We start from the raw sequence: 19,467 nt of genomic DNA, 5'->3' as shown, positions 1-19,467 counted from the left end.
TATGATTGATAAAACAAATAAGCAATTTACTCGCAAGAACACCGATAGCGCGGAGCAAGCTGCAGCAATTCAAGCACCAACAAATAAGAACATGATTATTGTTGCAGGAGCTGGAAGCGGCAAAACGTATACGATGACTCGTCGAGTTATCGACCTTATTGAGCGCGGAGTTGCTCCTGAAAGTATTTTGGGTTTGACTTTTACTAATAAAGCAGCTTCTGAGCTGCTTGCAAGAGTTGCTCAAGCTGTAAGTCAGCATAGTAGCGAAATAAATAAGCTTATCAATAACGGAAATTCCGCATCTTCAAGTGGCTTTTTGAAGCCAGAAGTAATGACATACGATGCTTTTTTCCAGTCAATTGTGCGCCAATATGGTTTGCTTGTTGGATTTGATCAAAATACGCAACCTTTAAGCGATGCAGGTGCGCGCGAATTAATAAAACCGCTAGTAAACGATTATGTTACTAATCATGCGGAAGTGCTGTCTTGGTATAGTTTTGATGCGCTTATTGACGACGTGCTTGCGCTCGCAGCAGATATTTCATGCTCGATGATTGGCATAAATAGCAGGGGAGAGTCTATAGATAGTACGTCTAAAGCTGTTTTAGAAATTCAGAAGTGGAATAACGCTTGGATTGAGCATTTGCAAAAAGCAATTAATTGTGCTGAAACTACTGAAATAATTGCAAAAAAGCCTAGCTCTATTAAATTGCGTCGCGGAAAAAACGATTCAGATGAAAAATATTTCGAAAAGTGCGAAAATTACGGAAAAGAATACGTAGAATACCTGAATATTACATTAAAAAATAAGTGTTATGAATCTTGTAATAACTTGCTTGAAGCTGCTGAGAAGCGCAATGTATTACTTGAATTAGTTTTGGCTTTTGACGCAGCAAAGCAGCGCGCAAATATGGCGCAATTTAGCGATTTTACTATTGCTGCATACCGTTTGGTGACGCATTTTCCTTCTATTGCAGAGCAGTATCGCCGCCAATACAGCCAAGTTTTGCTTGATGAATATCAAGATACTTCTACAACTCAAGCAATGCTGATTGCAACGCTGTTTCATAAAAAAACTAACGGTGTGGAAGAAGCTAGCGTTGCTGCGAAAACTAGCGAAAATCAAGACTTTTTAACTACTCAACAAACGCATATTGCTGCAGTAGGTGATCCCTTCCAAGCTATTTACTCGTTTAGAGGAGCTAGTTCCGGAGCTTTCAGAAAGCTTGAGCAAGCACTAAATATCGACCAGTCAAGTGAGTTTTCTCTTACAAGAACGCGACGCAATTCGCAGCTTATTTTAAAAGCTGCAAATTCTATTACGAAACCTTTGCGAGTGCCTGCGCTTCGCCATAGTAGTTCACTTGCTACAGAAGTAGAAGTGAAAAACTTGCAATACTTAGATAATGCACCAAAAGGTACTTTTAGTGTGTTAAATATGCCTACGCAATATCAAGAAGTAGAAGCCGTTGTGCGTTTTGTAAAATATGTAAAACATAATGCGCTGTCTGAAAACGACGATACTAATTCTGCATCTGCTAGAGTTGCAGTTCTTTTCCGTAGCAAAAATAATATTTCGTTATATGAAGAAGCATTACAAAAAGCAGGTTTGCGCACTCTTACTGTTGGGTATTCTGCATTGCTTGAAAAACCAGAAATTCGAGATGTTTTAGCTCTTCTTTCTGTTGTTGCAGATCACACAAATACTCAAGCTTTGATGAGATTGCTTGCAACTCCTCGTTTTGCGCTTAATACTGATGATTTGGCTGCTATAGCTAATATTGCAACATCAAAGAATATCGAATATGTTTTTCGTGCTTTAGTGCAAGCAGGTTTAGTAGACGCTGAAACTCCTCGCTCTAAGTGGTCACAAGTTGTTCGAGAACAGCAATCTCAAGCTTCGCAAACCAATAGTATTCATGGTGGAGTTTTTGTGGCGGATGTTTTGCTTGAAGCATACGAAACTCAACTAAGCGAAGAAGCAAAAAATAACGACAAAAACGACAATAATTTGCTTTCTGAGCTAAAAAATAATTTAAGCTCTAAAGCTTATGTAGCAGTGTTAAGAATAGGGCAAATGATTCATGCAATACAACGTGCTCAATCTGGCTCTTTGCAAGATATTATGCGCGTTGCTGTAGAAACGCTTAACGTTGATATTGATGTTGCGCTATCTCGTGCGCTTATGAATGATACTTCCTCTAATGCAACGCTTCTTGACGATATGCACTCTACTGTCGATTCTATTTGTCTACTAGCAGACGCGTATTTGCAAGAAATGAGCGATTTTACAACTCCTACTTTGCATGGGTTTATGTCTTGGATTTTCAATATAGACAAAATTAACGATCAACCTTCTTCAGTGGATGAGGCTGCGGATGTCGTATTGATGACTATTCACCAATCGAAAGGTTTGGAATGGCCTGCTGTAGCGATAGTTGGGCTTAATGAAGGCGCGTTCCCAAGTAATCAAGGCGATAATTTGCGCGTAATAGCAACGCAACAAAGTGGCGTGTACAGGGAAAGGGCATACGCAACGCTCGAAGTTGCTTCAAAAGTGCCTGTTTCTATGAGAGTGGATGCAAACATATTGCCAAGATTCCCTCACGATGTTGATCTTGAAACTAGCATGGAACCTCAAAAATCTTTGAAAAATATGTTAACTGTAGACGATATCGACGCAGAAGTTTATGGATCAAGAGCTAGAGAAATGTTTGATTTGGCAGAAAAATTCCATGAGCATGAGCAGGCTCCAGTAGAAGCGATTCCTTCAGAAGCTAGCAAAGTGTATGACGCTGTGATGAAAACTGGCACATTGCCTCTTTCACAAGTCGAAGAGCGTGGGCGCGCTTTGCATATTGACGAGCGTCACCTTATGTATGTTGCTTTGACGCGTGCTAAATTCGCAGCATTGCTCACTTGCAGCCAGTCTAATGCTATGAGCGTTGTTGAGAATAAAGAAAATTTTGCCAATAGTGCAGCTTCTTCTGTAGATGAATCTTCAAATATTTCAACTTCTAGAGTTAAAAAACCTTCTGTTTTTTGGCAGGAAATGTATGATTCAATGCGCGGATCTGAAGAATCTCCGGTTCAGGTCACAGCTAAGGTTTCAGATTCTTCAAATCAAGTAGGTTATGTTGTAGGGGAGTCAGCTTCGCAACTTGCGCAATTATTTAGCGAGGAAAGCACTATTCCAACTGAAGATAATGAGAAACAATTATCTTGGCCGAGTGCATCTAGTGAAGCTATACGTAGTGTATTGCAAAAATCTGCGCAAGACGTTGTAAATTCAAAAATGAGTAATCAAATTTCTGGTATTTCAAAAGATAATTCTTTGCTTTACAAAGCTCAAGCTTTGCTACAAGATGCAGATTTAATGCCGAAAATTGATTGGTATCACAACATTCAAGAGTTGAAAAACAGAGCAGAGCAGCTTTCTAATGTTGAAAATGTCAATGTGACTGCTGTGCAAAGACGCGCTATGTTTCGTAATGATTATTCGCGCGCGAATGAAGATTTTAATGATGCGGATGCTAAGCGTTTGCGGAAGGAATGGATGGCAATTATTCGCCCTATTCCTAGCGTTTCTTCGCCTGCTTCTGATTTGGGAACGCGTTTTCATGCTTGGGCTGAACAGTTTGTAAAAGCTGGTTGCGTGAATAAAAATTCTATTCAGTATGACGTTGATGAGACTGCTGTTGAAAACGTTGCTGAAACTTGCGAGAATATTTCGCAAAATGCAAAATCTTCGGAGCGCAAATTGTTGATATGGAAGCAGCGTTTAATAACATCAAAATGGGCGCATCGCCGTCCTATAGCAGCAGAGCAGCCGATTGTAGCTCATGTTCCAGAATTAGGCGATCAAATTATTAATGGCAAAATCGACGCAATATTTGCAGGTGGTTTAAATCCAGAAGATCCAAGCAAATTGTACACGATTGTTGATTGGAAAACTGGTAGAAAACCGACCAAGCCGCAAGATATTGCGCTTAAACTTGGCCAGCTTGACTGGTATCGTCTGCTTTTGTCTCTTATGACTAAGGTTCCGCTTGATGCTATCGATGCCACCCTTTATTATGTGAACATATCGGATGAATGTGAACGGGAAATTCATGCCGAGCAAAAAACGAAAGATGAGATCCTTGCCGAGTTACACTCTGACACGTTAATCTCCCTCGATGATGATGACGCATAAATGTTGCTATTGCAATCATTTTGTCGCAATTTATTTGCTGCAATTTTTGTTTGCTGTAACGTATTTTGCGCCGCGATTGAAACGCATCGTGCATCACTTCGAAAACGTGCAGATTCCTCGTGCAGTGTGTGTGGGCGGGCATACGCACAACATCGATTTGAGTATGAAGTAAGGAAGAATCATGACTGTTGAATTTCGTTCTGTAAAACTCAGTGATATTGATGCAATGGTTAAAGAATATGAACGTACTTGGGGTATTGCGCAAAAAGTTGGGAAAGATGCTTCGTTAAGTCTTTCTCGAAGATGTGTGTTGCATTACTTAGAACCTTCAACGCATGGTACTATTGCTGAAATAGACGGTAAGTTTATGGGTCTGCTTTTGGCGCGAGTTTTTGACGCACCTGTTTTATTTCCAGAAGTAGGGAGAATGCTTCGCGAGCAAGAAGCCGCAATGAAAGAAAATTGTGACAAAAACTATGCTCTCGCTTTAGAAGAAGCGTACGGCATGCGCGCGTTGGAAACTAAACTTGAAGCGAAATCTCATATCAATAATTTAACTCAAGCGGAATTGGAGCTTTTCCTTGTTTCTCCAGATGCTCGTGGGCATGGTGTTGGTGGAGGCTTGTGGAAGCGAACAATGCATATGCTAAGAAATAACGGAGTAAATCGTTACTATTTGCATACTGATTCAGCGTGTGACGTAAGCTTTTATGATTATCACGGGCTTAGAAGAGATGCTTCTTTTATGCGCTCGGATTATCCTTATGAAGCTAAGAACGTGAAATCTTTGGTGGATGACTTGTATATTTACTCAGGTGAGCCGAGAGTTCGTTCAAAGCAAGCAAATGCTCGTTCTAAAATGCGTTAATAAAAATATGCAAATGTATAACGTTGCGTGACTTGCTTGACAAAAAGGAGCAAAGAAATATATGTCGTCCCAAACGGCAACTAAGAAAGCATCGGTATTTTCTCAATATTCTAGATTATTTTCATTTAATGGAGCTAAAGCGTTTTGTGTAGCAGGCGCGATTGCGCGTTTGCCAATGTCTATGATTGCGTTGGGAATTGTTCTTGCATTAAACCATTTGTATAACAACTGGACTATTGCTGGAGCAATGTCTGCGTCGTATGTGCTTGCACAAGCTGCGGTAACTCCTGTGTATGCTAAGCTTTTTGACCGTTTTGGTCAGCGTAAAGTTGGAGTTATTGCGCTAAGTGCACAAGTAATCGCTATGATTTCTTTTGCATGTGCAGCTTTATTTAAGGTTCCTCTTGTTTTGCTTTTTGTGTTAGCAATTGTGATGGGCGTAACTCAGTTTGCTTTTGGCGCGTTGGTGCGTACTCGTTGGGCTTATACATTGCGTGCAGAAGATGACGATTCTTTATTAAACGTTGCTTATGCGTTGGAATCTGGTATCGATGAAATTGTGTTTATATTAGGACCTATTTTAGCCGCGTGGTTAGCAACTTCTGTGCACCCTGTTTCGCAATTATTCGTGCCAGTATTTGCAAGTGGATTGGGCGGAGCTTGGTTCTTTTCTCTAAAAAATACTCAACCTGCTGTGCTCAAAGTAGTGGAAGTTCCAACTGCTGCAGCTGAAGATGTTGATGTATTAATCGCTTCTCAAAAAGAAGATGAAATTTCCAAAGATTATGTGGCATCTCAAAAGCAAGAAGCGAAACGCTCATTTGTAGACAAATTTAGTCTTAAGCAATTGCATAATCATCGCTCAAAAAAGCGCGGCAAAAACGTGCTGCTTTACCGCGGCATTATCCCGCTTGTGCTCATGTTTGTTGTGTTTAATATGAGTTTTAGTGCATTTGACGTGTCTGTAACAGCTGCAATGAAAGCTCAGGGGCTTGATCATTTCATTGGTATGCAGTTGGCATTGTTTGCATGCGGTTCGCTTGTGGGAGCGATTATTTTTGGATCGCATAAATTCCGCGGTTCTGATTGGTCACATCTGATTGTATTTTTGACTGTTCTAACTGTCGGATTTATGCTTATGAGTCTTAATATTGACAGACTTATGTTTATGAGCGTTTTTGAAGTGCTTTCTGGCTTATGCGTTTCGCCAATTTTTGCTACTGGAAATCTTATTGTGAAAGCAACTGTTCCTGAAGAATCGCTTACGGAAGGTCTTTCATGGCTACCAACTGCGTCTGCTGTCGGCTGTTCTTTAGGTTCGATGGCTGCTGGAGCTGCAATCGACTCGTGGAATTCGCATGCCGGAATGATGGTTCCATGGATCTCAACAATGGCAGCTATACCTATCGCCACGCTTGGCTGGTTTATTGTAATGGTGCTTAAAAAGCGACATTAACTGCGCACGTGTGTAAAGTTTATGCCGTTTTCTCGCTTTAATCCGACCGAAATTTTACAGCTGCGTAAAGTTTCTGCCGCTTCAGTGACAAAAGCTGAGTTGAGTCCTAACGGTACACTAGAAAGAAGTGCGCAATATCGCAAGATGTAGTGAGATGAATATGAAAATAGAATATGATGAATGTACTGAGGAAATTCTTGCTGAAGTAGTACGCGATGCGTTGCAATCTGACGCTGATAATATGCGTTCTCTTAATAACCAAGAATCTTCTGCGTCGTCTAAGCAAATTCGACAGTCGGTGGAAAAAGTGAATAAAAAAATGTCTGCTGATACTTCAACTAAATCAGTATCTACTAAAGATGTAAAAACTGCTAAAACTAAATCAACTAAAAAAGCTAAATTCAACAAAGAAACTAAAACAGAAAATGCAAAGTCATCAACTCGTAGAACAGGAAATGTTCTTCCTCCTGTAGTTAACGATCAAAGAGAAGGTGCTCTTATTGCGCCGCCAAAGTATCGTAAAGGATCAATGCGAATCGTACCGCTTGGCGGTTTGGGTGAAATCGGCCGCAATATGAACGTAATTGAATATAACGGTCATATTTTGCTTATCGATTGCGGTGTGCTATTCCCAGAAGAAGAGCAGCCAGGCGTTGATTTGATTCTCCCAGATTTTCACTACATTCAGGATCGTTTAGACAAAGTTGAGGCATTGGTTTTAACGCACGGTCACGAAGATCATATTGGTGGCGTGCCTTACCTTCTTAAGATGCGTCCCGACATTCCGTTAATTGGTTCAAAACTAACTCTTGCTTTTGTGGAAGCTAAGTGCCAGGAGCATCATATTGATCCGGAGCTTATTCGTGTAGAAGGTCGCGATAAGATGAAAGTCGGTCCGTTTAACCTTGAATTTATTACTGTTACGCATTCTATTCCGGATGCGCTCGCTGTGTGCGTAAAAACTCCAGCCGGAACGCTTATTGATACTGGTGATATTAAACTTGACCAGCTTCCTCTTGACCATCGCATTACTGATTTAGTTGAGTTCGGGCGTTTAGGTGAGCAAGGCATAGATTTGCTTATGGCTGATTCCACTAATGCTGAAGTTCCAGGATTTGTAAAGCCTGAAACTTCGATTGGTCCGGCTTTGGATCGCGCTTTTGCTGAAGCTACGCGCAAAATTATTGTTGCTAGCTTCTCAAGTCACGTTCATCGCGTGCAACAAGTGGTTGACGCTGCGCATAAGTTTGGGCGCAAAGTTGTGTTCGTCGGACGCTCGATGGTTCGCAATATGTCAATTGCTGCGGATTTAGGCTACTTGCATATTCCTGAAAATACTGTTGTTGACTTAAAACAGGCGAAGGATATTCAGGATGACAAGCTCGTATACATGTGCACTGGTTCACAAGGCGAGCCTATGGCTGCACTCGGGCGTATTGCAGATGGCAATCACCGAGATATTACTGTTAATGAGTTCGACACTGTTATTCTTGCAAGTTCGCTTATTCCAGGCAACGAGCATGAGGTTTACAAAGTTATTAATAAGCTTGTGCAGTTGGGTGCGCGCGTAATTAACAAAGATAATGCTGCTATTCACGTGTCTGGTCATTGCAATGAAGGCGAGTTGCTGTACTTGTACAACATTGTGAAGCCAAAGTGCGCTATGCCAATTCATGGTGAGCATCGTCACTTGGTTGCAAACGGATTGATTGCAGTAAAAACTGGCGTTGATCCAAATAACGTTGTGCTTGCTGAAGACGGCGATGTTGTGGATTTGTATCATGGCAATGCTGCAGTTGTTGGTTCTGTGCCATGCGGTTACGTGTATGTTGATGGTGATTCTGTTGGTGAGCTTACAGATGAAGAGCTTGAAAAGCGCAGGATTTTGGGCACAGAAGGTTTCGTTTCAAGTTTTGTTGTAGTTGATACAGAGCACGCTGACGTTGTTTCTGGCCCAAAGATTTTCTTGAATGCTGTTGCTGAAGACGAGGCTGATTTTGAGAAGGTTCGTCATCAAATTGTTGAACAGTTGCAAGATGCCATGATGCGCGGAGAGCACGATACTCATAAGTTGCAGCAGATTATGCGACGAACTTTGGGTAGTTGGGTTGCTCGCGCTTTGCGCAGGAAGCCAATGCTTGTACCGGTAGTTGCGGATATTTCGGAAAATAATCAAGAATAATCAAAAATAAAGAAAATATTCGCAATTATTTGTAAATAGCTAAAAATAATCGTAAATATAATCAAAAATAAGAAAAATATAAGGAAGGTACAAAATATGCCAGGAGCAAATCTGACTCGCGTAGAAGCTCAAGAGCGTTTCGACGCTATCCAAATGCCAATTCATTACGATGTTGCGCTTGATTTAGGAAAGGGCGGCCGCGATTTTAAGTCGCGCACAAAGATTGAGTTCGATGCTAAAGCTGGTAGCGCAAGCTTCCTCGATTTAATTGCAAACAGCGTAGAATCCGTGGTGTTAAACGGTGCCGATCTTGACGTTTCTAAAGTTTTTGCAGACAGCCGAATTGAGCTTGCAAATTTGCTGGAGCATAATACCGTAGAAGTTGTAGCAAATTGCCAATATTCCAACACGGGCGAAGGCTTGCACAGAAGCGTCGATCCTTCCGACGGAAACGTTTATCTTTACACGCAGTTCGAAGTTCCGGATGCTCGCCGCGTTTATGCTGTGTTTGATCAGCCAGATTTAAAGGCTGTTTTTGACTTTAGCGTGGACGCTCCAGAAAGCTGGATTGTTACTTCCAACATGCCAGCCGCCAGCGAAACCGTGCTTGAAGGCCGCAAGACGGAAGACGGCACTTTGGAAAATGGCACTGTAGAAGGCATGAAGCGCTGGGTATTTGAGCCAACGCCAAAAATGAGCTCCTACTTAACTGCTATTTGCGCAGGTTCTTACGCCGAATGGCACACAACTTACAACAATGAAGACGGTCGCGTAGTGCCAATGACAATGTACTGCCGTCAGGCACTTAAAGACGCTTTTGCAAAAGACGTTGACTACTTGTTCGATATTACGAAGAAGGGCTTTGCCTTCTACGCTAAGACTTGGGGAGTGCCATATCCGTACGCAAAGTACGATCAGATTTACGTTCCAGAATACAACGCTGGAGCTATGGAAAACATTGGTATGGTTACCATTCGAGACCAGTACGTGTTTGAATCCAAAGTTACGGACGCTTATGCTGAGCGCCGCGTTGTAACAGTTTTGCACGAGCTTGCGCACATGTGGTTCGGCGACTACGTAACTATGAAGTGGTGGAACGACTTGTGGCTTAACGAATCCTTCGCAGAATTCACTTCTACTCTTGCCACCGCTGAAGCAACTGAATGGCACGACGCTTGGAGCACTTTCAATTCCGGCGAAAAAAGCTGGGCGCTTAATCAAGATCAGCTTCCAACAACGCACCCAATCGTGGCTCCAATCAACGATTTGAACGACACTTCCGTCAACTTCGACGGCATCACTTATGCGAAGGGCGCCTCCGTTTTGAAGCAGCTCGTAGCTTACGTTGGTCGCGAAAAGTTCTTTGAAGGAATCCACAACTACTTGAGCAAGCATGCTTACAGCAACGCTACTTTGGCTGATTTGCTTCAAGAACTTGAGCTTACAAGCGGCCGCGATTTGAAGGCGTGGAGTGCTCAGTGGCTTGAAAAAGCTGGAATTAACACGATTTCTACCGAAGTAGAAGAAGCAGGTGACGGCACTATTGCTTCCTTGCGTTTGCGTCAGAGCGCACCAGTTGAGCATCCTGTTCTGCGCGCGCATCGCTTGGCTGTCGGATTCTACAATGTAGACGAAGCAACTGGCGAAATTAAGCGCACAAAGCGAATCGAACTTGACGTTGACGGCGAAGTGACGGAAGTTGTTGAAGCGTGCGGCGAAAAAATGCCAGCACTTATCCTTGTAAACGACGACGACTTGACTTACACAAAGCTACGTTTTGACGAAAAGTCGCTTGAGTTTGCTGCAGAAAACTTGTATCGTTTCAAGGATTCTTTGACTCGCTCGCTTATTTGGCTCACGTTGTGGGATATGACTCGCGACGCAGAATTCCCAGCAGAACGCTTTGTGGAACTGAGCCTTAAGGCCTTGGCAACCGAGCGTGAATCAACTACTTTCCGCTATGCTCTTGGTCAAGTGAAAGTAACTGCAAGCCACTACGTGGTTCCAGAGCGTCAAGCAGAAGTCGCAAAGCATGTTGCTCACGAATTGTGGCAGTTGGCTTTGGCAGCTTCTGCAGGTTCCGACGAGCAATTCCAACTTGTTAAGGCTTATCTTGGCTACGGTGAAGTTGGAGATGCTGAGTTTGTGCGTGTAGCTAACGGTTTGCTCGACGGTTCTGTGAATCTGGAAGGCTTGGGAATCGACAACGACTTACGCTGGAGCATTCTTATTGCGCTCGCAGGTGTGAACGCTTTGGACGAAGCTGGAATTGACGCGGAACTTCAAAAGCGCGACACGACTGAGAATCGCGAATACGCTTACCAGGCTCGTGCAGCTCGCTCAACTGCAGAAGCTAAGGATTGGGCTTTTGAACAGGCTTTGCGTAATCTCGATTTGACGAATATGCAAATGGGCGCTGTGGTTGCTGGCTTTGCAAGCACTGCTAAAGGCGATTTGGTTAAGCCTTACGTTGATCGCTACTTTGCTGAAGTTGAGTGGATTTGGAAGAACCGCACCTTCCACATGGCTGAAGCTTTGATCGAAGGCTTGTATCCTGTGTATGCGCCGGTTGAGGAGCTGGTTAAGCACGGTGAAAAGTGGCTTGAGGCTCATGCTGATGCAGATCAGGCTTTGCGTCGCATGGTGCTCGGCAGCCTTGATTCTTCTCGCCGCACGCTTAAGGTACAGCATTACAACGCTTCCTTGTGCTAGTGCCTTAATTAATGTGGCGCGAGTTTTGCGCGACGACCTGCTTTCGCGCAGCATTGTGCGCGCGAAAGCAACTCGGAGCGTGAGCTTGCTCAGGTGGAAAGTCCAGTGGACTTTCCACGCAAGCTCAGCAGCGAGAGCGTTAACCGCGCGAGCGTTGGCCAATTTGTGGAACATTTTCCGGAGTTTTTCCGGCTTTTGTACCACAACCATGTGCGGAGAAATTTTTTATAGCGCGTTATGTAATGTTACGAGTAAGATGGCAAACAGTGTGTGACGCGCTAGTATGCGATGTTGTTTGCTTGCGCGCAGGATGAAGTGATTTTTGCGAAAGAGGCTTTATTATGCCAAGAATGTTTGGTACTGACGGTGTGCGTGGATTGGCGAACCGAGATTTAACAGCGCAACTTGCGTTAGATTTGGGTGATGCTGCAGTGCGCGTTTTAGGGGATAAGCACGCGCCGGTTGCATCTAGCTCTAATGAAAGCGAGACTTCCTCTCACGCTCGCCGTCGCGCGCTTATTGGCAGAGATACGCGTGTTTCTGGTGATTTTCTAGCTTCTGCTCTCGCTGCTGGCATGAGTGCTGGCGGTTTTGATGTTATTGATGCTGGAATTATCCCAACTCCTGGCGTTGCTTTCCTCACTTCCGTGCTTAACGTTGAAATGGGTGCTGTTATTTCTGCGTCGCATAATCCTATGCCAGATAACGGTATTAAATTCTTTGCGCGCGGAGGTTTTAAGCTTCCAGATAGCAAGGAAGATGAGATTGAGACTGTGCTTGGTCAAGATTGGGAGCGTCCAACTGGTGCTGGTGTAGGTCGAGTCAGCCATGATACTACTACAGCTACTAACTTGTATATTGATCATTTAGTTTCTGCTGTTGCGCCTTTAAGCAATGGTTCTACTACGCGTCCAAAGCCTCTTGCAGGCTTGCGTGTTGTAGCAGATTGCGCGAATGGTGCTACTTCTGTTGTTGCTCCTGAAGCTCTTCGTCGCGCTGGTGCGGAAGTAATCGTAATTAACGCTTCTCCTGACGGCTACAATATTAACGATCACGCAGGCTCGACTCATCCTGAGCAGCTGCAAGCCATGGTTAAAGCTTCTAAGGCTGATTTAGGCGTGGCTTTTGACGGTGACGCCGACCGCTGCTTAGCTGTTGACGAGAACGGCAATATGGTTAATGGCGATCAAATTATGGGTATTCTTGCTCGCGCAAAGCAGGCTGAAGGTAAGCTGAATCACGATACGCTCGTTGTAACTGTAATGAGCAATCTTGGCTTAAAGCTTGCGCTCAAAGATATGGGCATTTCAACAGTGCAAACAAACGTCGGCGATCGCTACGTTCTTGAAGAAATGCTTAAGCATGATTATTCACTCGGCGGCGAGCAGTCTGGTCACGTTATTAATCGCGAATTTGCAACAACCGGTGACGGTACGCTTACTGCTTTGACTTTGTGCCGTGAAGTTGTTCGTTCAGGCAAGAAACTTTCGCAAATGGCTGCAGACTTCCCGCAGCTTCCGCAAGCTCTTGTAAATGTGCCAAATGTAGATAAAATGGCTTCGAAAACTAACGCAGCTGTGCTTGCAGCTGTTGAGAAAGAATCGAAGCTTCTTAGAGATACAGGTCGCGTGCTTTTGCGTCCTAGTGGCACAGAGCCGCTTGTGCGCGTTATGTGCGAGGCTGCAACTCAAACTCAGGCAGATGAGGTTTGTGCTCGTCTTGCTCAAGTTGTGGTCGATAATCTGAAGCTATAAGCTTACTTATTTTTTGCGCCTGCTATTTGCTTACATTTCAGTCGGCTCTAGCAGTGCGCAAATAATTTTGATACACTTATATCTTTAGTGCGGCTTTCAAATTCTGCTCGCAGCATGTAGATTTTGTATGTTTTCGCGTTACTGTGCGCGTTACTTAAAACGGTGAAAAGGAGTCCTATGTTTACGCATCACGCAAGTGTTGATACTAAGCTCAGTCGCGCTGTTGAGCGCTTGCTTGATTCCGCTACAGAAGACGGCATTTTGCCGATTGTGCAAGCAGGTGAGCCTGTTCTTCGCCAGCGCACTGTGGCATATGACGGCCAGCTTACACGTGCTACTCTCACAAAACTTATTTCTCTTATGCACAGCACAATGCTGGAGGCTCCAGGCGTAGGTTTGGCTGCTCCACAGATTGGTTTAGGTCTTGCGATTGCTGTTATTGAAGATCATGTTCGTGACGATGAGGATGATCCTCGTGACATTGCAGAGCTTCCGTTTAGAGCTATTATTAATCCTCATTATGAGCCTATTGGTACGCAAACTCGTAGTTTTTATGAAGGTTGCTTAAGTGTTTCCGGCTATCAGGCTGTACGTCAGCGTTGGCTTGATATTCAGGCTACTTGGCAGGATGAGGACGGCAAACAACATTCCGAGCGTTTGCATGGTTGGCCTGCGCGTATTTTCCAGCACGAAACGGATCATCTTCGTGGTGAACTTTATATTGATCGTGCAGAAATGCGTTCGCTTTCCACTGATGAGAACCTTGAGGATTACTGGGCAGATGAAGCAGTTCCTGTAGCTGCTGCTCGCACGCTCGGTTTTGCAATATGATTTTAAAGTTTTAAAAATTATTGCAGTGTCGTTTTGTGCATTTCAATAGTAGTTATAGAATACTCATGTGTGTTTTTGTAATTTACTGCTTAAACGCGTGTATTTACTACATTGAATAAAGGAGAGAAAAATGAAGGTTTGTTCTCAATGTGGTACAGCAAACAACGATTCCGCAAAGTTCTGTAAGGGTTGCGGTAATAATGTTGAAGCCGCTCAACCAGTAGCTCAACCAGTAGCTCAGCCTGTACAACCTGTGTCTCAGGCTCAGCCAATGGCTCAACCAATGCAGCCAATGCAACCTGTGTCCCAGCAGCCAGCTCAGCCAATGTTTGTTCAGCAGAATCCGCAAATGACTCACCCAACTCAACCGGCTCAACCGATGATGCAGCAGGCTCCAGCAATGCAAGGTGCTCCTCACTATACTCAGCCAATGAATCAGATTAATTCTGAACAGATGGTGGACTTCTTCCATTGGCTTATTAGCGCAATTAAGAAGCCTTCTCAGCAGTACCATGTATCTAGCTTGTACGCTGTGCTTGTGTTTGTAATTAGCGCTCTTGTATCTGCAATCCAAACTTATTTCACGGTTCAATCTGGTGCCAACATTTTCAACTCTTTTACTAAAGTTGGCACTAACTTACTTTCGTCAATGTCGGAGCGTTCTATTTCTGCTCCACGAGTTTCCGTGCCTATTTCTGTATTCATTGCCGCTTTCTTCGCAGCAATGATTAGCGTTTACATGACATTCGTTGTGGCTTTGATTGGTGCAAAGATGTTTGGTGACCCAATGTCTGCCAGCCAGTTGCATGTTCAGTTCGCTCAGAAGATGGTTCCGATTGTAACAATTCAGATTTGCGCAGCATTGCTTGGCATTCTTACTCTTTCGACTCCGTCTGTGTTCTTGCAAATCTTTGCAGGATTCTTGACAATGCTTCTTCCATTCTCCTTTGTATCTCACGCTGAATGCACGCGTAAGATAGATCGCGAATGGTTGTGGGTTATTTACGTGTTGGTGGCTGCGATAATTCTTATTATCGTATTCTGCGTCACTATGGGAATCGTAACAAGTGCTATTTCTTCCGCAATATACGGAGCTTTATTGCACTAAAAGAATTTTGCTAATCTAATTAAATAATTCTATAAAAGCTTTTTAATAGAGTGTTTTTCGTAAAATTTGCGTCAGTTTAGCAAAATAACTTAAAAATAAAAATAACTTGGAAAAATTTTATTTCAAAAGTGCTTAGCGTATGAATAATATGCTAAGCACTTTTGTGAAATATTAGGAGTTAATATGAATTGCACTCAATGTGGAAGCCCTATAGATAGTGGCTCAACGTGGTGCTCAAATTGTGGCGCAAAAGTAGAGGATAATGCACAGCAGCCAATGGCGCAGTTTAATCAGTATGAATCTCAAGCGCAGCAGTTTGCTGTAAATACGTATCAGACGCAAACTAATAACACCGTTTTGCCAAATAACGTAAATAACGTAAATAACGCGAATTTTTCAAATAACTCTAATATAGCTTCAGTAAAGATGAGCAAAAAAGAATAAAATCATCCTTATCATAATTGGAGTTTTTAATGGTAGCTCTTGGTGCTGCATATTATGCAATTCAAAACTATGTTTATTCTCCAGAAGCTACAATTAAACAATACGTGAACGCTTTGGAAAGCGGAAACTTTACAGAAGCAAGCAAACTTGTTGACTGGTCTCCTAGCGATATTCAAGAAGGTTCTCGCATCCTTTTGACTAATGAAGTTAGCAGCAAAACTAAAAATCGTATTGAAAATCCAGTAATTACCAACATTAGCTTTGATTCCAGTGTAGTCTCCTACAGAATTAATGGGAAAGAGAATAAAATGTCGCTTCAAGTCTCTTATCCTAAAACTGAGTGGCTTATATTTAAGTCATATAAGCTGTATCCTCGTGTAAACATTATGTATTTAGATATTCCAAACAGGATTAAAAAATCAAAGTTAACGTGCTAGCAAGAAGCTAGAGAAGAAAATTACCAGTGCTGTTAAAAGCAAATTAAGCAGTGCATTAGTGCATCAAATGGATCAGCAGTCCCTGCAAAGATTTGTGTTTTTGGTACCTCCTTGCGTAAGAAGAACTTAGGATTCTTTACATCCTACGACTATTCATATTCAGATGTTAAGAGAAGTGTTAACGGATATCCTAAACTTACATCCATTGATCCAGAAAGTGGAAGTTTCTCTACAGAAGGATTTGAAGAAACTGTAGAGTTCCGTCGTCAGGCAGTAACGAAGACGAATGGCATGATGGTAATTCTGTAAGCAGATTCTACATCAACAGATCATTTAAAATCAAAGGCAACGACGTAAATATTAAGTTTGAGAACAATACATATCAAGAACAATATTACTAAGGATAAGTATTAAATAAAACTCGTTGCCGCTTTGGACACTCGTGCAGCACTCCGACCTGCCTGAATGCTGTGTTAGTAACAAAAAGCCGACCCCGCAAAATCGTAGGGTCGGCTTTTCGTATGTCGATTATAAGTGCGTATATGCTATACTGGCATATCGTATGTTCGCATACTATATAAAGTTATTTTTCAATGAAGAAAGGTAGTCGATGACGTTTATCTCTCGTGCAATACGCTACATTCTGAGGAAACGAATAAAAACAGCGATAGTTTTCATTATTGTATTTCTTATTTCGACATTGTTATTTTCTACTTCTGCAGTTTCAAGTGCTGCAGGTAGAGAAGGAGAAAAAGTTGAAGCGCAAGCAGAGTCTAGTTTTGTGCTCGCAAATAACCCTCAAATAAACCCTGGAACTCCTAGAGGAGCTGGAACTGTAAAACCTAAAGATGTACAGGCAATTGCAAAATTAAATGGAATTGCTTCCTACGTTGTTCGACAAAATGTAACAGCGGATTTAGTTAATGCTAAAGCGGCAAGAATTCCAGGCGTTCAGGATTATGATCAAAAGCGCGAGCAGCAGTTTGGAAATGCCGTTAATATTGAAGGGACGAATGACTCTACTGGTTTAAATACTTTTAAAACAAAAGCAATAACTATGTCTAAAGGCAAGCATCTTATTGCTAATAACGTTCATGCATCACTGATTCATGAAGATCTCGCTAAAGCTAACGGATTACATGTAGGAGATACTCTTACGCTTCGCGCTAATCCTTACGATGCTGACAATATTCAACAATCAACAGCAACAGTAAAAACTCGTATTGTTGGAATTTATGCCGGAGCAAATAAGCGTCAAGTCGCAACTAGGGCGGAATTGACAGCTAATACCGTGTATACGGATTTGCAAACTACTCGCGAATTATACAAATATGAGCCTGGAAAAGAAATATATCAGGATGCAAGTTTTAGAATAAAGCGCGGTGAGGATGCGGATAATATTATGGCGCAAGCTGCCAAATTGCCTATTGATTTGCAAAACTATCAACTAACTCGTGACGATCAGTTCGTTTCTGGTTTGTTGAAAGCAGCAAAGGGAGTGCGCTCAATAATGACTGTTACAACAATTGCTGTTGTATCATTTGCTATTATTGCTTTGGCATTAGTGCTTTTGCTGTGGATGAATGAGCGACGTAATGAAATTGGTGTGTTTGTTGCAATTGGCACTGGCAAATTATCTATAGTTGGTCAATATCTTGCTGAGATTGTGCTTATTGCAATACCTTCGTTAATTGTGGGTTACCTTTTTGCAAAAGTTATAGCTCCGTTGATGGCTAATGTTGCTCTTGGCTCTGTGCAATCATCAGCCGCTCGTGAATTGAGTAATATGGGTCAAGCTGGTGGAAATCTTGAATCAACTTTGGCAACAAAAACTTTGGAAACACTTAGCGTACAAGTAGACGCTCAGTGTTTTGTCGGAGTTTCTACAATTGTTGGTGCAGTAATCGTTATTGCAGTTGTGTTGTCTTATTTGCCAGTTATATGCAAATCTCCTCGTGAGCTCCTCGGATTGCAAAAGTAAAACTATGCTGTTTGGCGGCATAGTTTTCATAATTCGTCGTATGAAAGTTATTTGAAAAGTTAGTGAGTAACATTATGAATGGTGAAGTAATTTCTTTATGTGCTCGAGCGAAACTTGCAATATTGCGCAAACCTCGACGTAACGCAATAATTGTGCTGATTATGACTCTTGTTTTAAGTGCGCTAGTTTCACAAGCTGGTATCAGTGCTTCTGTTGAGGGTGTTAGGGATCGTATTCAATCCAGTATTGGTTTAGGTTTTACTGTACGAGCAAAAACTCGAGGTGAAACTCTTCCAGAGCAAAGTAATACAAATTCTAATTCTGTTGCTACGTCTAATTCTCCAATTCCACAAGATTTGGCCGCGAATGAAGGAATTGACTCTAGTCAAATTCGTAAATTTGCTGCGATTTCGGGCGTAAAAACTGTAGTGGAAGAGCGCGATGTTTTAGCTACGCCTGTTGGAAAGCAACTTGTGCTTCCTGCGCAGGGTCCAAGACTAGACGATGATGTTTTGGCTCATGCTGCTGGAATTACTGGCACAACAGATTCTCGATTGTCTCAGGGTTTTCAAGAGGGATTATACCGTTTAGAGCAGGGTGAGCATATTACTAATCGTTCTTCTGGTAGAGCAATAGTGCATCGTGATTTTGCTAAGAAGAATAATCTTAATATTGGTTCTACTATAATTCTTAAGCAGGGGTTTAATGTAAAAGTTCGTGTTGTTGGCATCTTTGCCGGCAAATTGCAAACTAAAGGAGCACTTCCTTCGGATGCGTCAGAAAATCGCATATTTACTGACTTAAGTTCGGCGTTGTCTTTGGCTGGTTCTTCTAAGCGAGGTGTTTTGCGTTGTGTTGTTGAGCGTTCTGATTTATTAGCTAATGCAATACGGCAGGCTAAAACTATTGCTGGCAAGTGGGCGGATGTAGAGCAGAATGCTTCGCAATTGTCTGATGTAATAAGCTCGGTTAACTCTGTGCAACAACTTGTGCGAATGATTTTTGTGGCACTAAGTTTTGTCGGTATTTTAGTGCTTGGACTTGTATTAGTGTTCTGGGTTAGAGGACGTATGCACGAGATTGGCGTACTTATGTCTATTGGATTATCTAGAGCAATAATAGTTAGTCAATTGCTTGTTGAAATAACGATACTCAACATTGTGTCATTCGTCATTTCGCTAGGCTTCGGTGCTGCTTTTTCTGGCGTTATTGGTTCTGCGATTTTGCATAGTGCTGATTCGTCATTTATTGCGGATGGTATGCCAGTATTGCCATTGTTGCAAACTCTTGCTGCTTTTGTTATTGGTTTGCTTATTTCAATAGTTGCGTTGATTGTTGCAGTGCTGCCAATATTAATAAAGAAGCCTCGGCAAATACTAAGTGCTATGAGTTAGCAGAAATGTAGTTGCGTATGTGAATTTTCTACTAAAAACACAATCACAAACAGCGCAATCGTATAAATGAAACAAATCTTATAAATCATATTTAAATTATGTAAA

13 protein-coding genes are annotated in these 19,467 nt (G+C 42.4%); all 13 read left to right on the top strand.

Features of this window, described 5'->3' with window-relative positions; all coding sequences use genetic code 11:
• Nucleotide 1 precedes the first annotated feature (1 nt).
• The 13 genes from K9E37_RS02210 to K9E37_RS02150 all read left to right on the top strand — a co-directional run bounded on the left by K9E37_RS02210 (nt 2) and on the right by K9E37_RS02150 (nt 19,362).
• Nucleotides 2-4,195: an ATP-dependent DNA helicase gene (locus K9E37_RS02210; protein WP_248893486.1), complete on the top strand. Its 4,194-nt coding sequence runs from the start codon at nt 2-4 to the stop codon at nt 4,193-4,195.
• 181 nt (nt 4,196-4,376) lie between these two features.
• Nucleotides 4,377-5,063: a GNAT family N-acetyltransferase gene (locus K9E37_RS02205; protein WP_076003038.1), complete on the top strand. Its 687-nt coding sequence runs from the start codon at nt 4,377-4,379 to the stop codon at nt 5,061-5,063.
• Nucleotides 5,064-5,124: 61 nt separating this feature from the next.
• A complete protein-coding gene (locus K9E37_RS02200; RefSeq protein ID WP_012914427.1) occupies nt 5,125-6,519 on the top strand; it encodes an MFS transporter in 1,395 nt (464 codons plus the stop codon).
• Nucleotides 6,520-6,673: 154 nt separating this feature from the next.
• The gene (locus tag K9E37_RS02195) at nt 6,674-8,701 is read left to right on the top strand and encodes a ribonuclease J (protein WP_248893484.1); all 2,028 of its coding nucleotides are present in this window, start codon (nt 6,674-6,676) and stop codon (nt 8,699-8,701) included.
• A gap of 96 nt (nt 8,702-8,797) precedes the next feature.
• Nucleotides 8,798-11,413, top strand: a complete 2,616-nt coding sequence (gene pepN / locus K9E37_RS02190; protein ID WP_004109333.1) for an aminopeptidase N — start codon at nt 8,798-8,800, stop codon at nt 11,411-11,413.
• A gap of 341 nt (nt 11,414-11,754) precedes the next feature.
• On the top strand, nt 11,755-13,167 hold the full coding sequence (gene glmM / locus K9E37_RS02185; RefSeq protein ID WP_012914425.1) for a phosphoglucosamine mutase: 1,413 nt from the start codon (nt 11,755-11,757) through the stop codon (nt 13,165-13,167).
• A gap of 177 nt (nt 13,168-13,344) precedes the next feature.
• The gene (locus K9E37_RS02180; protein WP_004107289.1) at nt 13,345-13,998 is read left to right on the top strand and encodes a peptide deformylase; all 654 of its coding nucleotides are present in this window, start codon (nt 13,345-13,347) and stop codon (nt 13,996-13,998) included.
• Nucleotides 13,999-14,128: 130 nt separating this feature from the next.
• Nucleotides 14,129-15,106, top strand: coding sequence for a zinc ribbon domain-containing protein (locus K9E37_RS02175; RefSeq protein WP_004109339.1), 978 nt, complete (start codon nt 14,129-14,131; stop codon nt 15,104-15,106).
• 183 nt (nt 15,107-15,289) lie between these two features.
• Nucleotides 15,290-15,550 carry a zinc-ribbon domain-containing protein gene (locus K9E37_RS02170; RefSeq protein WP_004109342.1) on the top strand — a complete coding sequence of 87 codons (261 nt, stop codon included), beginning with the start codon at nt 15,290-15,292 and terminating at the stop codon, nt 15,548-15,550.
• Between the two features lie 29 nt (nt 15,551-15,579).
• The gene (locus K9E37_RS02165) at nt 15,580-15,987 is read left to right on the top strand and encodes a zinc ribbon domain-containing protein (RefSeq protein WP_004109345.1); all 408 of its coding nucleotides are present in this window, start codon (nt 15,580-15,582) and stop codon (nt 15,985-15,987) included.
• A 111-nt stretch (nt 15,988-16,098) separates the two neighbouring features.
• Nucleotides 16,099-16,296, top strand: a complete 198-nt coding sequence (locus tag K9E37_RS02160) for a hypothetical protein (protein ID WP_248893482.1) — start codon at nt 16,099-16,101, stop codon at nt 16,294-16,296.
• Nucleotides 16,297-16,597: 301 nt separating this feature from the next.
• Nucleotides 16,598-17,968 (top strand): ABC transporter permease, encoded by a 1,371-nt coding sequence (locus K9E37_RS02155; RefSeq protein ID WP_248893480.1) that lies wholly within the window; start codon nt 16,598-16,600, stop codon nt 17,966-17,968.
• Nucleotides 17,969-18,042: 74 nt separating this feature from the next.
• Nucleotides 18,043-19,362: an ABC transporter permease gene (locus tag K9E37_RS02150; RefSeq protein WP_119504512.1), complete on the top strand. Its 1,320-nt coding sequence runs from the start codon at nt 18,043-18,045 to the stop codon at nt 19,360-19,362.
• Nucleotides 19,363-19,467 lie beyond the last annotated feature (105 nt).

Source organism: Gardnerella swidsinskii (assembly GCF_023277705.1).
GTDB classification, from domain to species: domain Bacteria; phylum Actinomycetota; class Actinomycetes; order Actinomycetales; family Bifidobacteriaceae; genus Bifidobacterium; species Bifidobacterium swidsinskii.
This window is presented reverse-complemented; position numbering and strand designations above follow the sequence as displayed.

What these genes read in the sequence shown, in the direction of transcription:
- K9E37_RS02210 (WP_248893486.1), top strand. Translation starts at nt 2, where the DNA reads ATGATTGATAAAACAAATAAGCAATTTACTCGCAAGAACACCGATAGC.
- K9E37_RS02205 (WP_076003038.1), top strand. Translation starts at nt 4,377, where the DNA reads ATGACTGTTGAATTTCGTTCTGTAAAACTCAGTGATATTGATGCAATG.
- K9E37_RS02200 (WP_012914427.1), top strand. Translation starts at nt 5,125, where the DNA reads ATGTCGTCCCAAACGGCAACTAAGAAAGCATCGGTATTTTCTCAATAT.
- K9E37_RS02195 (WP_248893484.1), top strand. Translation starts at nt 6,674, where the DNA reads ATGAATATGAAAATAGAATATGATGAATGTACTGAGGAAATTCTTGCT.
- pepN (WP_004109333.1), top strand. Translation starts at nt 8,798, where the DNA reads ATGCCAGGAGCAAATCTGACTCGCGTAGAAGCTCAAGAGCGTTTCGAC.
- glmM (WP_012914425.1), top strand. Translation starts at nt 11,755, where the DNA reads ATGCCAAGAATGTTTGGTACTGACGGTGTGCGTGGATTGGCGAACCGA.
- K9E37_RS02180 (WP_004107289.1), top strand. Translation starts at nt 13,345, where the DNA reads ATGTTTACGCATCACGCAAGTGTTGATACTAAGCTCAGTCGCGCTGTT.
- K9E37_RS02175 (WP_004109339.1), top strand. Translation starts at nt 14,129, where the DNA reads ATGAAGGTTTGTTCTCAATGTGGTACAGCAAACAACGATTCCGCAAAG.
- K9E37_RS02170 (WP_004109342.1), top strand. Translation starts at nt 15,290, where the DNA reads ATGAATTGCACTCAATGTGGAAGCCCTATAGATAGTGGCTCAACGTGG.
- K9E37_RS02165 (WP_004109345.1), top strand. Translation starts at nt 15,580, where the DNA reads ATGGTAGCTCTTGGTGCTGCATATTATGCAATTCAAAACTATGTTTAT.
- K9E37_RS02155 (WP_248893480.1), top strand. Translation starts at nt 16,598, where the DNA reads ATGACGTTTATCTCTCGTGCAATACGCTACATTCTGAGGAAACGAATA.
- K9E37_RS02150 (WP_119504512.1), top strand. Translation starts at nt 18,043, where the DNA reads ATGAATGGTGAAGTAATTTCTTTATGTGCTCGAGCGAAACTTGCAATA.